This is a genomic window from Halobacillus litoralis, from assembly GCF_004101865.1.
Lineage (GTDB): Bacteria > Bacillota > Bacilli > Bacillales > Halobacillaceae > Halobacillus > Halobacillus litoralis_A.
This window is the reverse complement of the sequence record NZ_CP026118.1, coordinates 3,914,630-3,929,976: the sequence shown is the minus strand read 5'-3', so window position 1 is coordinate 3,929,976 and position 15,347 is coordinate 3,914,630. Positions and strand designations below refer to the sequence as shown.

The 15,347-nt window shown below is 44.7% G+C and carries 13 protein-coding genes; 3 read left to right on the top strand and 10 right to left on the bottom strand.

The features are described from left to right. Positions 1-66 precede the first annotated feature (66 nt). From HLI_RS19435 to HLI_RS19400, 8 genes are all read right to left on the bottom strand, one after another. On the bottom strand, positions 67-933 hold the full coding sequence (locus tag HLI_RS19435; RefSeq protein ID WP_164908606.1) for a CE1 family esterase: 867 nt from the start codon (positions 931-933) through the stop codon (positions 67-69). Between the two features lie 16 nt (positions 934-949). Continuing rightward, a complete protein-coding gene (gene nhaC / locus HLI_RS19430) occupies positions 950-2,368 on the bottom strand; it encodes a Na+/H+ antiporter NhaC (RefSeq protein WP_128526549.1) in 1,419 nt (472 codons plus the stop codon). A gap of 33 nt (positions 2,369-2,401) precedes the next feature. Then, positions 2,402-3,616, bottom strand: coding sequence for a dihydrolipoamide acetyltransferase family protein (locus HLI_RS19425; RefSeq protein WP_128526548.1), 1,215 nt, complete (start codon positions 3,614-3,616; stop codon positions 2,402-2,404). Positions 3,617-3,634: 18 nt separating this feature from the next. Further along, positions 3,635-4,636, bottom strand: a complete 1,002-nt coding sequence (locus HLI_RS19420) for an alpha-ketoacid dehydrogenase subunit beta (protein WP_128526547.1) — start codon at positions 4,634-4,636, stop codon at positions 3,635-3,637. Continuing rightward, the gene (gene pdhA, locus HLI_RS19415) at positions 4,633-5,697 is read right to left on the bottom strand and encodes a pyruvate dehydrogenase (acetyl-transferring) E1 component subunit alpha (protein ID WP_128526945.1); all 1,065 of its coding nucleotides are present in this window, start codon (positions 5,695-5,697) and stop codon (positions 4,633-4,635) included. The genes HLI_RS19420 and pdhA overlap by 4 nt, the downstream gene beginning before the upstream one ends. A 17-nt stretch (positions 5,698-5,714) precedes the next feature. Next, entirely contained in the window at positions 5,715-6,827 is a 1,113-nt protein-coding gene (gene hisC / locus HLI_RS19410; RefSeq protein WP_128526546.1) for a histidinol-phosphate transaminase, read from the bottom strand. A gap of 342 nt (positions 6,828-7,169) precedes the next feature. After that, positions 7,170-7,964: an SDR family NAD(P)-dependent oxidoreductase gene (locus HLI_RS19405; RefSeq protein WP_128526545.1), complete on the bottom strand. Its 795-nt coding sequence runs from the start codon at positions 7,962-7,964 to the stop codon at positions 7,170-7,172. Between the two features lie 8 nt (positions 7,965-7,972). Continuing rightward, positions 7,973-8,935: an MBL fold metallo-hydrolase gene (locus HLI_RS19400; protein WP_128526544.1), complete on the bottom strand. Its 963-nt coding sequence runs from the start codon at positions 8,933-8,935 to the stop codon at positions 7,973-7,975. Positions 8,936-9,156: 221 nt separating this feature from the next. Between HLI_RS19400 and HLI_RS19395 the strand changes: the two genes are divergently transcribed. Next, positions 9,157-10,680 carry an AbgT family transporter gene (locus HLI_RS19395; protein WP_128526543.1) on the top strand — a complete coding sequence of 508 codons (1,524 nt, stop codon included), beginning with the start codon at positions 9,157-9,159 and terminating at the stop codon, positions 10,678-10,680. Positions 10,681-11,203: 523 nt separating this feature from the next. On the opposite strand, the gene HLI_RS19390 is transcribed toward HLI_RS19395, so the two are convergent. Next, positions 11,204-12,838 carry a M20/M25/M40 family metallo-hydrolase gene (locus HLI_RS19390; RefSeq protein WP_128526542.1) on the bottom strand — a complete coding sequence of 545 codons (1,635 nt, stop codon included), beginning with the start codon at positions 12,836-12,838 and terminating at the stop codon, positions 11,204-11,206. Between the two features lie 83 nt (positions 12,839-12,921). Between HLI_RS19390 and HLI_RS19385 the strand changes: the two genes are divergently transcribed. Together HLI_RS19385 and namA are read left to right on the top strand one after the other, a co-directional pair. After that, a complete protein-coding gene (locus tag HLI_RS19385; RefSeq protein ID WP_128526944.1) occupies positions 12,922-13,668 on the top strand; it encodes a glycerophosphodiester phosphodiesterase in 747 nt (248 codons plus the stop codon). A gap of 220 nt (positions 13,669-13,888) precedes the next feature. Then, positions 13,889-14,908: an NADPH dehydrogenase NamA gene (namA, locus tag HLI_RS19380; protein WP_128526541.1), complete on the top strand. Its 1,020-nt coding sequence runs from the start codon at positions 13,889-13,891 to the stop codon at positions 14,906-14,908. Positions 14,909-14,999: 91 nt separating this feature from the next. Here namA and HLI_RS19375 read toward each other — a convergent pair whose 3' ends face one another. Beyond that, the gene (locus HLI_RS19375) at positions 15,000-15,248 is read right to left on the bottom strand and encodes a hypothetical protein (protein WP_128526540.1); all 249 of its coding nucleotides are present in this window, start codon (positions 15,246-15,248) and stop codon (positions 15,000-15,002) included. Between the last annotated feature and the right edge of the window lie 99 nt (positions 15,249-15,347).

The window sequence follows — 15,347 nt, the reverse complement described above, 5'->3', positions numbered from 1 at the left end:
AGACTGAACTACTTTTCAGAGCAAAATAGTGCATGATATTTCAGATTGATGAACATTTGATTATGTTCAGTGTTCTTCCTTTGTCATTTTCTCAAAAAAACTCCACATCAATCCAGCGGCATCAAGTTCCTGGGATACTTTCCCGAATAGCTGGCTTTCCTGTTTCAGTGAGCCGCCCGGCCATGTGTGTCCGCTCCCTTCAATAGAATAAAAAATGACTTCTGCGCCTTCATCTCCTGACTGATAAATGTGTTGAGTCACTTTTCCATCCTTTTGGATCTTTTCTTCCATCGGAGCAGGAAGAGAGCAGGCAAATGCCTGTGCCGTCCCCTTCGCTGACAAGAGCTGGTCAATCATATAATGAGAAGCATCCACCCCGTCATAAGGTACGACCCGGTCGTCTTCACCCATGAAAAAGATGAGAGGCATTGGTTTTGACCATTCAACCTTAGCAGCTACCTCTTTCACTACAGGCCCGGACACACCTCCAACAGCAGCAAAAAGGTCTGGATTTTCGATAGCGAGTTTCATAGCAAAGGCAGATCCATTCGAAAATCCTGACAGGAAAATCCGTGTTTCATCAATGTGCGAGAGCGAACGGAAATAATCGATCAATCGTAATACAAAACCGGCATCGTCAATTTCATTTTGAAAAGATTTGTTTTTTCTTCTCCCTTCATTGAATTGTTTTGACATCGGATCATCCGGATCGACCTGCACCGCTTCAGGGAAGACGAAACAAGCCTTTGCTTTTGCTGCGAGTTCATGAAAATTCGTCATACTCATGTGATACTTTGCACTGCTTCCAGCACCGTGAAAACAAAACACGAGTGGGACAGGTTCTCCCTCTGATTCTGGCAATGTATAATAGAATGTGCGATCTCCATCCTTTGATGGGATCGAATCCTTTGCGACTTGTACGTGTGTGTTCATCATTGATCCTCTCCGTTTATGCGTCTTTTTCCCACCTGGCTTTCTCCAGTTTGATCGGGTCTTCATTCAATGGTGTCATAGCAAAGCCGGTGTAGCCATAAATAATGGCAATAACCGGGGTGATGAAACAAATGAAAGCGAACGGGATGTACCCCATACCGATATTCAATGTCGACATAATGAATACTCCTGTCACTCCCCACGGGATGAGCGGGTGGATGATTGTGCCTGCATCCTCTAATGTCCGTGATAAATTCTTCGGATGAAGATTCGCTTCTTTGTAACTGTCCTCTAACATTTGACCAGGCAAAATGATGGACAAATACTGCTCCCCTACAGCTACATTAATTCCTAAACAAGAAAGCACCGTCGATAACACCACGTTGCCACGGTTTTTCAGAAAGTTACGCATGCCGTCGATGAGGGCATAGGCGATACCGATCTCCCGAATGATCCCACCGAATGATAAAGCGATCAAAATAAGTGATACACCGAACAGCATACTATCAAGCCCTCCCAGGGAGAGCAAGCTGTCGATTGCTTCCACACCCGTCTCTGCGGTATAGCCGAAATGAGCGGTACTCATGATCTCGCCGAAGGTCACTCCTGGAACCGTATAGAACGTTGTCGCAACAGCTGCCACCAACCCGATGACAAGCGCAGGGATCGAGCTCACTCTCCGGAAAGCAAGAATGATGATCAATAAAGGTGAAATCAGCGAAATCGGCGTAAGATTGTACTCATTTTCAAGCGTAGATATCATCATTTGGACATTATCTGTGCTGGCTGCACCAGCTGATGTCATAAAACTGATCACCCCGAAGATGAGCAACGTGATCAGCAAGCTTGGAACAGTTGTCCATAACATATGTTTAATGTGCTGGAAAATATCTACCTTGGCTGTAGCTGCTGTCAAGTTCGTGGTGTCAGATAGGGGAGACATTTTATCACCGAAAATGGCTCCGCATACGATTGCTCCTGCAGTCATGGACGCTGAGATTTCCATCCCATAGGAAACCCCCATAAGCGCGATGCCTATAGTACTGATCGCACTCCACGAACTTCCTGTCATGGTAGCGACGACCGCCGTAATAATAACGGCTGAGACGAGAAAAATGGATGGCGAAAGAACTTGAAGCCCATAAAAGGTAATCGTCTGAACTGTTCCATTCAAGACCCACACCCCTACAAGAATCCCGATTAAGCTTAAAATCAGTATGGCAGGAACCCCGTGGGAGACTCCTTTAGTGATGGCTTTCTCTAATTCCTTCCACGTGTAGCCGAGCTTGAACCCATAAACAGCTACAATGATTGCTACTAACACAATCGGGATATGTGGAGCAGCCCCGAATACCAGGATACTGACCCCGAGAATTGCTATGATAGCAGCGAAAATCGTTATCGACATAGCGAACGATGGTGTTCTTTTTTCCACATTACGCCTCCTCACATTTTTTCAAACGAAGAATTATACGAGTTTGACGAGCATCTTTGATGGATGGTGTATATAATCAATGAAACGATTGACGAAGGTGGCAGCTTTTGCCCCATCTGCAACACGATGATCGAATATAAAGGAAATATTCATCACATCACGGATAACTATTTCTTCATTTACGACTACTGGCATCCGTTTTGTTTTATGAAAGGCGATCAGACCCGTCTCTGGGTAATTCAAGATCGGCGTTGCGCCCGTACTTCCTAACGGTCCTACATTACTCATGGTAAACGTCCCGCCAGATAACTCTTTCGCAGACAACTGATTCTCTTTGGCTTTTGCGGTCAGTTCTTTCATTTCTTTATGAATAAGTTCGATTGACTTGTCTTCCACATTCTTGATGACTGGAACAATGAGCCCTTCTTCAGTATCTGTTGCTAATCCGATGTTGAAATGAGGCTCAAGCTCTATACGCTCTTGTTCTTCATTCAACTTGCTATTGAAGATCGCATGCTCCTCAAGTGACATTTGAATCGCCTTAATGAAAAAAGCAGCTACAGAAATCGACGTACCCTCTTGCTTTAATTGTTGCTTCAAGTCTAGGAGATCGCTCATCATGACTTCATCAAAGTGTGTCACATGGGGTGCAGTATGGAGCGACTTTACCATTTTCTTCGCTATCTGCTTTCTACGTCCACGGAATGGGACGAATTTGCGTTCCTCCTGTTCTTTTGGCTGAGCCTCCTCTGTTGACTTTTCCGAGACAGGTTTTGAAGGCGCTTTCAAAAATTGATAGATATCCTCATCGGTGATTCTTCCGGAAGGGCCCGAGCCTGTCACCTCTTCAATGTTGACCCCTTGTTCTCTTGCAACCCGGCGCGTATGAGGGGAAGCTTGCACACGCTTGTGCGGATTTTCGTTATTATAAGGTTTTGTACTTGTAGAAGACGCCCCTGTTTTCATAGGCTGTTTTTGTTCACGCTGGACGATCATTGTCTGGGTTTCTTCATAATCATCTGTCCGTAATGAAAGAATCGTCGTACCGACTTCCACCACATCGCCGATATGAAACCTCAATTCCTCGACGACCCCGTCAGCAGGAGCCGTGAGTTCAGCTGTCATTTTGTCTGTTTGAATTTCAACAAGCGGTTCGTCGTTTTTCACGTTTTGCCCAGGCTCTACAAAATAATGAAGAATCTCTGCTTCATGCATTCCCTCGCCTATATCGTGTAATTTCACTTCCATCCCTATTTCCTCCTTTTTCTAGTATTGCAGGGTCTGTTCAACCGCATGGATGATTTTCTGAGCACTTGGCAGATAATCGAGTTCTAAAGAATAGACAGGGACAGGTGTATCGAATCCTGTCACTTTTTGAACAGGTGCTTTCAGATAGAAGAAGGCCGCATCGTTAATTAGTGAAATGACGTCTCCACTGACCCCGCCCGTTTCTGGAGCTTCGTGGACTACAACGGCTCTTCCGGTTTTTTCAACTGACTTTCTGATCGTCTCTTTGTCTAATGGATAAAGTGTCCGCAAGTCGATAATTTCACAGGATGCATCTTTGCCAGCTTCCCACTTCTCCACTGCCTTAACAGTATCCTGCACCATAGCTCCCCAAGTGAGAATTGTCACATCTGTTCCTTCTTTGACCGTTGCTGCCTTTCCTAATTCGACAGCATACTTTTCGTCTGGAACTTGTGTACGTCCTGTTCGGTAACAACGCATCGGTTCGATGAAAAGCACAGGGTCCGGATCTTCAATACTTGCTATAAGCAGACCTTTAGCATCGTAGGGATTAGAAGGAGTTACGACCTTAAGGCCTGGGATATGGGTGAAAAGCGCTTCAACACTATCCGAATGAATCTCCGGTGCTTTGACGCCAGCGCCATAAGGAGCTCGAATCACCATCGGAACAGTATAACGGCCAAGAGAACGCTGTCTCATCCTTGTTGCATGCGTGATGAGTTGATTGAATGCCGGGTAAATGAAACCAAAGAATTGCATTTCGCATATCGGCTTAAAGCCATTGACCGCAAGACCAACTGACGTTCCTACAATACCGGACTCGGCTAATGGTGTGTCTACAACCCGCTCGTCGCCAAACTCTTCAATGAGCCCTTCTGTCGCCCGGAACACCCCGCCATTAATTCCTACATCCTCCCCAAGGATAAGAACAGAGTCATCTTCTTTCATCATTGTTTTCATGGCATCAGTAATCGCTTGGATCATCGTCAACTTTTTCACTTGCGCAGCCACTGTCGTCATTGGCCAACCTCCTTACTGATTCGGTTATGCTTCATTCGCTGTTCTTCAATCGTCCACGTCGGTTCAGCAAATACATTGTCGAACAGCTGATTCAAGTCAGGCTTTTCCACACTTTCAGATGCTTGAAGAGCGTCATTCATTTCATCCGTAATTTCTTCTTGCATCTCCTTAACCGCAGCTTCGTTCCACCATCCCTGGTTGTTTAAAAGTCTTTCAATACGGAGAATCGGATCCGTCGTCTGTCTGCGCTGATCGCTTTCCTGTTGGTTTCTATATTTGGATGGATCATCAGCGGTCGTATGCGCTCCATACCTCCACGTCACTGCCTCGATCAATGTCGGTCCTCCTCCGCTTCGTGCACGTTCGACCGCTTTCTCCGTTTCAAAATAAACCGCCAGAATATCATTCCCATCCACCCTTATACTTGGAATGTCATAGGCGAGGCCTTTTTGCGCGATCGTTTTAGACTTCATCTGTTTCTCCATCGGGACACTGATGGCATACCCATTGTTTTGGTTAAAGAAGACGACAGGTATATTGAAAACGCTTGCAAAATTGAGCCCTTCGTGAAAATCTCCTTCAGATGTCGCGCCATCTCCGAAATAGGCGATAGAGACCCGATCACTCTTCTTTTTCTTCTCCGCCCACGCGGTTCCTGTTGCGTGGAGGAGCTGAGATGCAATCGGCACAGCCGGTGGAAAAATATTTTTCCCTTCTGGGGGAATGCTTCCTTCCAGACGCCCTTTCCAATAAAGGAAAAGGTTTGTTAAAGAGTGACCGAACGTCATTGTTGCAGCATGATCACGGTAGGTCGGAAACATCCAGTCTCCATCTTCTACAGCTAAAGCACTGCCGACTTGGGCGGCTTCCTGGCCTTCATATTGAACATATGTCCCAATCCTACCTTGCCTTTGCAAATTCAAACACTTTTTATCCATCATCCTTGCCCGAAGCATTGCCCGGTAAAATTGGTAAAGCTGTTCCTTATCTAATCGTGCATCGTCCTTCACCAACTGTCCATCTTCATCAACATATTGTACAATTGGAAACTGTTTTTCCATATTCATATCCATCCTCCTCAATGATTCTGCAGGTTTGAAGCAGGCCTATTTAAAATGGCCTGTAATTTCTGTATGAATGCTGCATTCTCCTCTTGTTGACCGATAGTGACTCGGATCATTTCCGGATACCCCATCAGGTGACCAGGACGGACAATGATTCCTTCCTCCAGCAGAGATTCATAAACCTCTTTTGCCGGTCGATTGACATCTACCATGATGAAGTTCGTTTGGGTTTGGAAATAATAGAGGTTCATCTCCTCAAAATTTCGGAGAAGAAAGTTTCTCCCTTCGCGGTTTTTGGCGATCGTCTCCTCCAAAAACGATTCATCATCCAAAGATGCATATGCTGCAGCAGATGCTAAACGATTCACATTGAACGGGTCCTTTACTTTTTGTAATTGATGGACGATTTCACGATCCATCATACCGTAACCGATTCTGAGCGCTGCCAGACCATAAACCTTAGAGAAAGTCCTTAAAATGACCATGTTTTCATATTGAGGCAGCAATGGGCGAGTATCTAAATACTCATCGCTATCTGCATATTCGAAATAGGCTTCGTCTATAACGAGAAGGATGTGGGAAGGCACTTGCTCAATGAAATTCAAAAGAGCTTGTCGTTCCACGATGGTCCCCGTCGGATTATTAGGGTTGCAAACGAAGACCATTTTCGTTTTATTTGTGATTGCAGCAAGCATGCCATCAAGATCATGACAGCCATTTGTCATATCAACCTGAACAGGCACACCACCTTCAATCAATACATTTGTTTGGTAACGTGGGAAAGTGACACGTGCCATGACCACCTCATCTCCATGATTTATATAGGAACGGGTCAGCAAACGAATAATTTCGTCAGAGCCATTACCGAAGATAAGCTGATCGGCTTTCAGTCTAAGACGTTGAGCTAATTTTGCTGCTAGTGCGGGAGATGTAGTCTCAGGGTAGCGCGTCATTTCTATCATTTCATTTTTGATCGCTTCTTCTACTAATGGTGAGCAGCCAAACGGATTTTCATTGGAAGCCATTTTATATATTTTTGTCAGGCCTTTCTCCCGTTTCACTTCTTCAATCGGTTTCCCCGGGGAATACATCGATATTCCGTCAAGCTGTGGTCGTGGATCTATCATCAAACATTCCTCCTCTATCTCAATATGTAAAAAACTGTATCAGCTTAAGTTTAGAATTATCGAAATTTTCTATCAAGAACCTTATTTAAAGCAATATCACTTTTACGCGCTAAAATAAAAGTTTGTAACTATCTGTCAAACCTTTATATAAAAGGTCTTTCAAGAGGGCCAAGCGTTTATCATATAGCGTCCATACCAAAATCATATAGAAAAACACGATAAACGTCCTATACTTCCAATTTTCCCCACCTCAAGTGAACCATATATTCCCACCTCAGGTATAACAATATTTTCCAAATAAAAACCCCTCTTCCTTTTTAATGAAAGAGGGATTTTTTGTACTTATTTTTTGTTGAATTGTTTTTGCATAAGCTTCTCCATTGATACTGGAGCAATGGAATATACTTTGCTTCCTGAATCCATCCAGGAAGGAAGGTTTATTTCCCGTTGCTTTGTGAATAAATGACCAACGACCGTGCGAGCAACTCGGTTCGGGTCGAGCATGATTTTGTCCACTGACTTTTCATAACTTCCGGTCGGGTCTGCCTGCTGGAAGAAGTTCGTCCGGACAGGGCCTAAATTTACCGAGGTGACATGAACGCCCTTAGGTTCGACTTCCATTCTCAAAGCATTTGTGAACCCGATAACAGCGTGCTTGGTCGCTGAATAGACGGCGGACTTAGGTGTTGCAATCTTACCTGCTTGCGAAGCGATGTTAACAATATGACCTTCCCCTTTTTGTAAAAAGTGAGGAAGCAACTGATGGGTTGTGCGAAATAATGACTTCACATTAACAGAAAGCATCCGATCAATATCCTGCCAGTTGGATTCAGCAACAAGATCGAACACTGCTATTCCAGCATTATTAATGAGCCCGTCAATAGATCCGTGTTCATAGCAGATCCGATCGATCACATCTTTCCACTCCGCATCCATAGAAAGATCCGCTTTGTACCACGGGCACTCCACACCGAATGCTGCTTCAATCTTTTCTGCGATAATATCAAGCTTGCCTGCCGACCGTGCAACAAGAATCGGAATACCTCCCTCTCTTGCTACATGGATAGCCAAGTATTCGCCGATTCCGCCGGAAGCCCCTGTAATTAATACTTTTTTCCCTTTGACTTGTTTGTTCATTTCATCACCTATTTCACCTTATAAAATGTTTGGTTTTGATCCGTAAACGTCTCCAGTTTTCCTATGTGTTCTAAGTAATCAAGCTGTCCAATCGTCTCAGACATCGTCAACCCGAACTGTGTTTCCACATGTTTAGGAAACAACCGCTCGCATACATCATATGCACGCAATGTCCCCTCACTAAACATCCCATATACTTTATTTGCTCGTTGCTCTTGCTTTTTCAATCTGTCATGTACAAGGGCATGGGCGTGGTCGAATATTTTCCCATGTCCAGGGTAAACGTCACCGATTTCCATTTTTAATAACTTTTCCATTGAATCACGGTACTGCAGTAGTGGACGCGGACGCTCTCCACCTTCTAGGAATGGCGGTTCAAGCAAAGGATTTGAAGAAATATGGCCAAGTAAGTGATCGCCACCGATCAACGCTCCATCCTCCTCACGAAAAAATGACACGTGACTCTGAGCATGGCCAGGGGTTTCGGTCGTCAACCATTCCTCGTGTCCAGGAAGTTTGCTTCCTTCCCCTAATTCATGTGTGATAGTGCCTTTAGCCGTCCATTTTAAAGGCTTGCGCAATCCTTTTAAAAGCTTGTAAAAGCGGTCCGGAACACCAGATTGTTTGTACATTTCCAAATAAAACTGTTCATAACGTACAAAGAAATCTTCCTCCCGCTCTAGCCATGGCCGTAATTTCGGATGGGCGGCGATTGTATCAACATTCGGGAACTCTTCGAGGAACCCCATGTGATCAGGGTGGTGATGAGTGAGAATCACTTGTTCAATATCTTCCGGCCGGTACCCGATCATTTTCAGTTGAGCACAGAGTGCCTCCCAAGCTTCCTTTGTTTTCACACCGGCATCGACCAAGGATAACCGGTCTCCCTTCAATACATATACATGGACATCACCAACAGCAAATGGGGTCGGCAAAGTTATTTGAGCAATAGTATCCTTCAATGTTTTCATACACTTCCTCCATACTGAATGATCATTCATTTATTACTATTGTAGCATGGTTCCCAACTATTTTCCCTAATTCATAAAAAATTGCTATTCCTCTTATTATTCTTAATTATTTTTCTAGTGGGACTTTTTCCAAAAGACTTCAAAATAAAATTATTTTTCATTATACTTTAACGCGTTATTGCAATTTTTAGGTAGTGTTAGAGTCAATAAGGAGGAAGATCATGGAACATCAAGAAAAGAAGGGGCTGACAATGCGCATTCTCGACTGGATTGAACGGATCGGGAACAAATTGCCTCACCCTGTCACATTGTTCGCAATATTTGCTCTTATGGTAATCGTCGCTTCTTGGGTTTTCTCTACATTGAATGTAGAAGTAGAAGACCCGGCTACAGGCGAAACCCTGCAAGTCGTCAACCTATTATCAAGTGACGGCATTCAATACATCTTTGAAAGTATGGTAGAGAATTTCGTAGGCTTCGCACCACTTGGAACTGTCCTGGTCACGATGCTCGGTATAGGAGTTGCCGAACGTTCCGGGTTAATCAGTGCGATGCTTCGTGGATTAGTCACATCCGTCCCTCGTTCATTAATGACAGCTGCCCTGGTATTCGGCGGAATCATGTCCAGTATGGCCGCTGACGCAGGTTATGTCGTATTGACTCCTCTTGGTGCTGTATTATTCGCCGGACTCGGACGTCACCCGCTAGCTGGTTTAGCCGCCGCATTCGCCGGTGTGTCTGCAGGTTTCAGTGCCAACCTGCTTTTGACATCGCTTGACCCATTACTTGGTGACTTAACGATACAGGCAGCCGCGACCATCGACCCTGCCTATGCAGATACGATCTTGTACACAATGAACTATTATTTCATGATTGTTTCTGTCTTCGTACTGACGATCATCGGTACACTCGTCACTGATAAAATTGTCGAGCCGCGTCTTGGCACATACACAGGTGGAATTAAAGAGGAAGCTCAGAACGTTACTCCACTAGAGAAAAAAGGGATGATCGGTGCTCTGATCGCCTTCATCGTTACGGTCGGTGTGCTGTCTCTCTTAGTAGTGCCGACTTGGGGGCCGTTGCGCAATCCGGATGATTTCTTAGCTTCTCCATTTTTCCATAGTCTCGTCCCGGTCATTTTAATCATGTTCCTGATTCCAGGGTATGTGTACGGAAAAATTACGGATGAAATCAAGAGTGATAAAGATGTTGCCAATCAAATGTCTGATACGATGGCTTCAATGGGCATTTACATTGTACTTGCCTTCACAGCTGGACAATTCGTAGCCTACTTCAACCATACGAATTTAGGAAAAGTCATTGCTGTCAGCGGAGCTGAATTTCTTGATTCTGTAGGGTTCACAGGAATCGGTTTGATCATTGCCTTTATTTTCGTCGCTGGATTTATCAATTTGTTCATCGGGAGTTCTTCAGCCAAATGGGCGATCATGGCGCCTGTATTTGTTCCATTGATGATGCAGCTTGGCTACTCTCCGGAGCTGACTACACTCGCTTACCGGATTGCAGATTCAACGACGAACATCATTTCACCGTTGATGCCATACTTCGCAATCGTTATCGCTTTTGCTCAGAAGTATGACAGAAAAGTCGGAATCGGAACATTGATCTCCACGATGCTTCCTTATTCCATCGCATTTTCCGTTGTTTGGATCATCATGCTGTTAATTTGGATGCTGACAGGACTACCGATCGGCCCAGGAGCAGAGTTTTACTATAATGGTTAATCATTCATAAAAAGAGTCGGGACATCGAAGTCCCGACTCTTTTTTGTATTCCCGTTACGCTCATCACATTTCAACTAAAGCCCCCTCACCCTAAAGATTTGATTTCGAGATGTTTGATGAGTGGATCGGATCGCCGGGGAATAGCTCGCTTTCCGCGGGAGCGCCGTGAGCTTCCTCAGGCTTTCGCCTTCCGGGATCTCACCAAGCACTCTCTTCCCGCAGGAGTCTCACCATTCCCCGCCGACCCTTGCGATAAAATGTTCTCGAAAACATTAGGTATAAGCAGCATTGATGAGCATGTATCATTCTGTCTCGTGACTATAGCATTTTCAGCAAAAAATGCTCCTAACCATGAAGGTAGTTTCGAGCTCGTTCTTAAGTATGGTGGATGGGAAAACGGTGAGACTCCTGCGGGAATGGATGGGCAGGCTTGCCGCCATCCCCGCGGAAAGCGATTCGTTTTTCCATCCACCATTGCCTCATACAAAAATATCGAAACTGAGTCTTCCCGCATTAATAGCCTTTAAACTGTAGAAGAGCGCTCTGTCTTGAACAGCTCGTGAATCGTCCTCGTCAATATCTGTGGGAGTTTCTCAAAACTATAAGAAAGTTCCAAGCGTTCAGTCCATTGGTGGGGGTCTCTGCCTAACGGGCCGATATTGATAATCGGCATCGTAATCGATTCCATCACTTCTGCCGGCCACTCGAAACCATTCCCGTGGATCGGCATTTGTTTAGTCAAATCAGAAAGCGACGATGCCGTTGAAGACGGGCCGATGAAGCTTAAATCCGAAAGCCCCGTGAAATACTCGACGACCTCAAGTTCTTCATCAAAATTTTCTTTTGCATAATCCATTGCCACTTTAGCGCCATGCTTGATGAACGGATCGTTGTGTGAAGAAACCGATGGATAAAATGGAGGACTATAGAACAGAACGATCATCGGACTGATATCTTTACATAATGAAGCAAGACTCTGGACGAGGGTCGTGGAGAAATCACGGTCCCCCTGGTCTCTTAAATTCACTAACCGGTTCTGCCTTCGTTCGACTTCCTTTTTCCCGTACCGATCGACTGCCTCCTTGTATAGTTGTTCATACGATAAGATAGTTATGTCTGGGTGAAAGGCTGATGTTTGAGTTCCCTCTAAATAAAACGATGCTTGATGGTGATAATGGTTGATGATTTTCGCCTTGGCCCGCTGTGCTGCTAACAGCAACTTTTCATTCAGTTCTTGAATCGTCTGTTTCATATACAGGACGTTGTACATCGCCACTGCTGCCTGGGGCGTCTGGACGGAATATTCATGTTTCAAATCGCGCAGCATTAAACTGAGAGGCGGCGGTGTCCGCTCTCCCCCCACTTTTTCAATGAAAGCCTCGTTCAATTCCATCTCTTGAGCCAGGTAACTGACCATCAAATTCGCGTTCAATCCTCCGAATGGTTCTCCTGCGTGGGTTTCCTTTCCATAACATAAAAAGCCCGGAAGCGTTTTGCCGATCGATCCTGTATAAAGATAATAAGCAGAATCGCCTGGATATTTACTGAACATCGGCTCGCCATTCAGTGCGCCCTTGAAGGTGAGGTTCTGCTTTTCTTTAATTTCTGCAAGGGCAGGTAAAGCTGCTAACATCCCCTCTGAATTGACTTCTTCATCCGGCACGGCAACCAACAACAGATTACCATCGAACTCCCCCGCCATCGCTTTTTCCAACAGCGAAAGATGAACGGTCAACCCCGCTTTCATGTCCATCGTTCCGCGTCCGAACAACCAGTTCCCCGTTTGGAGATCTCTTGCTGCTTCCTTTGGTAAGTCCTGGAGATTTTTCTGCAGCTCCTGTGTAAGCTCACGAGGGTAAAATGCTAAATTCTGATAAGACCCATAGTCATCGACACCGACGACATCTACATGAGCAAGCAGAACAAGCGTCTCTTTTGCTTCGTCTTTTTTCACCAAAGCTGTCAGCAGCTGACGCCCATCATCCAATGGATGCAAATTCAATTGTTCGGGGCGTTTTTTATAATAATCACGATCTTCTAAAATATAATATAAGTATTCGATGATTGCGATTTCCTCATTGCTGTTTGTAATACTGGGGTATTCTACGAGGGAACACAATAAATCTGTCAACTGATCTTTCGTTTGCCATAGACTCATATAAAACACTCCTTATTGACTTTTCCTGAATTATCAAACACAATCAAACTTAAAGCCTATCTGGAAGAGGTGAATGTCTTTTGGTGAAAACATTGATATATGCTCACAGAGGAGCTAGTAAACTGGCCCCTGAAAATACAATGCCTGCGTTTGAACTGGCACGAGCAGCTGGAGCGGAAGGAATCGAGACCGATGTCCAGTTGACGAAAGATCAGATTCCCGTACTCATCCACGATGAGAATCTCCGCCGCACCACGAATGGAACAGGGTTCGTACAAGATTATACATATGCTCAGCTTCGTCTGCTTGATGCAGGAAGCTGGTTTTCTCCTAAATTTTCTGACACTTATATTGTAACACTGGACGAGTTCCTTCGCTGGTTCCATGAGCAGCCGATGTTTTTGAATATTGAACTGAAAACGAATGTCATTGAATATAAGAATATCGAACGCATCGTCTATGAATCTTTGAAGCGGTATCATGTCCTGGAACGGTCAGTCATCTCCAGTTTCAATTCCGACTCACTTGTCCGTATGAAATCAATCAATCCGTCTGTCCAGACCGCGTTCCTCACCTCTACAAACATGCGCAGCCTGCCTCAATATGCCAAATCACTGGACTGCAATGCATTGCATGTGAAGCATCGCTTACTTGATAAAAAACTCATGAAACGATGTCACAAGCAAGAGTTAGAACTGAGGATCTATACTGTCAACCGCCCTGCGATGATGAAAAAGTGCTATCAACTCGGGGTGAATGGCATTTTTACGGATGTTCCGCATCAGGCCATCGAGTACCGTGACCTTTGGAAAAAGCGCAGAAAGGGCTAAAGACCATGGGCAAAGGATGAATGAGCGCAAATAATCCCCTTTTGTTATTGCGCTTATATAGCTTTACCACTCGGGTTACGCAATACAAAAGCAATGGTTCTCGCTCTCCTTTCCATCCATCCATCCATTAGGGAGGGGGCTTATGCTTGAACCTGCTAGGAAACCATTATTCCCTACAATAATTAAAACAATTTTACCAACTATCCGAGGAGGACAACAAGTGAAACTCAAACTATTTGAACCCTATACTGTAAAAAATGTAACGTTGAAAAACCGTATCGTCATGTCTCCTATGTGCATGTACTCGGCTTATGATCAAGATGGACATGCTCAACCCTTTCATTTCGCCCACTATGAGAGCCGTGCTGCAGGGCAAGTCGGCCTGGTTTTTACAGAGGCTACCTCAATTCTGCCCGAAGGCCGGATTTCACATGAAGACCTTGGCATTTGGGATGATTCTCATATCGAAGGGTTGAAAAGTATAAATGAAGGCATCCACAGGCATGGTGCTAAAGCAGGGATCCAGCTTGCTCATGCAGGTAGAAAGGCCAATTTGCGTGATGAAATTTTCGCGCCTAGTGCGGAAGCTTTCAGTGATGCCATGAAAGTACCGTCAGAAATGACAAAAGAAGATATCCAACGTACCATTAAATCCTTTCAAAAAGGAGCTGCTCGTTCAAAAAAAGCAGGTTTTGATATTGTTGAACTTCATGGAGCCCATGGTTATTTAATCAATCAATTTCTATCCCCGTTGACGAACAAACGCACAGATGAATATGGAGGTTCTCGGAAAAATCGTTATCGATTCTTAGCGGACACGATCACTGCTGTTCAGAAAGAGTGGGATGGGCCTTTGTTCGTACGCATATCTGGAGCCGAATACCACGAAGGCGGAAATACTATGGAAGATTTCGTTTACTTCTCTTCCGAAATGAAGGACCAAGGCGTGGATCTGATTGATGTCAGCTCAGGAGGCGTTGTTCCTGCTGCCATTGAACCGTATCCAGGATACCAGGTGAAATTCGCAGAACAAATCAAAGAAGGTGCGAAAATTAATACCGGGGCTGTCGGTTTGATTACAAGCGGCAACCAGGCAGAGGAAATTCTGCAAAATGATCGTGCTGATCTCATCTTCCTCGCGCGAGCACTGCTGAAAAACCCATACTGGCCGAAACAAGCGGCTGACGAACTCGGTCACGAACTTGAAGGACCGAGGCAGTACACGAGAGCTTGGCAATAGAGTTTAATCATTTTCTTATTTTGCAAGAAAAGAGTTAACAAAGTAATCATTATAAAAAAAGGGAGCAGCTGGGGGCACAAAAAAACACTTCTCAATCTAGAGGAGTTGTTAAAGTTTGTTGTTGCTTCTCACGAATCGCTTGTCGGGGGGTGCTTGCCGCAAGCATCACCACCGAACGCTTATCGTGGAAACAAGGCCCCCTAAAAAGAGTGATTTTCTTTGTTTTTAAATCAAAGAAAATCACTCTTTTTCCTAGTACATTGAAAGAAGCCGATTTGATGCATAATTCAAAAAGTTGCAGTTCTTCATTGCCCTCGCTGTAGCTGCTTCCTTTTTGCATTTACAGTGTGCAAATGCTTACTCTTTATTACCTGTAAATGTTGCCGATCAAATATTTGTTCCTTTATGGTGGGCACTTTGCATCGTAGGAAGTATTGCA

Coding starts and splice junctions, on each gene's coding strand:
- HLI_RS19435 (WP_164908606.1), bottom strand. CDS start 933: ATGAACACACACGTACAAGTCGCAAAGGATTCGATCCCATCAAAGGAT.
- HLI_RS19425 (WP_128526548.1), bottom strand. CDS start 3,616: ATGGAAGTGAAATTACACGATATAGGCGAGGGAATGCATGAAGCAGAG.
- HLI_RS19420 (WP_128526547.1), bottom strand. CDS start 4,636: ATGACGACAGTGGCTGCGCAAGTGAAAAAGTTGACGATGATCCAAGCG.
- pdhA (WP_128526945.1), bottom strand. CDS start 5,697: ATGGAAAAACAGTTTCCAATTGTACAATATGTTGATGAAGATGGACAG.
- hisC (WP_128526546.1), bottom strand. CDS start 6,827: ATGATAGATCCACGACCACAGCTTGACGGAATATCGATGTATTCCCCG.
- HLI_RS19405 (WP_128526545.1), bottom strand. CDS start 7,964: ATGAACAAACAAGTCAAAGGGAAAAAAGTATTAATTACAGGGGCTTCC.
- HLI_RS19400 (WP_128526544.1), bottom strand. CDS start 8,935: ATGAAAACATTGAAGGATACTATTGCTCAAATAACTTTGCCGACCCCA.
- HLI_RS19395 (WP_128526543.1), top strand. CDS start 9,157: ATGGAACATCAAGAAAAGAAGGGGCTGACAATGCGCATTCTCGACTGG.
- HLI_RS19390 (WP_128526542.1), bottom strand. CDS start 12,838: ATGAGTCTATGGCAAACGAAAGATCAGTTGACAGATTTATTGTGTTCC.
- HLI_RS19375 (WP_128526540.1), bottom strand. CDS start 15,248: ATGCAAAAAGGAAGCAGCTACAGCGAGGGCAATGAAGAACTGCAACTT.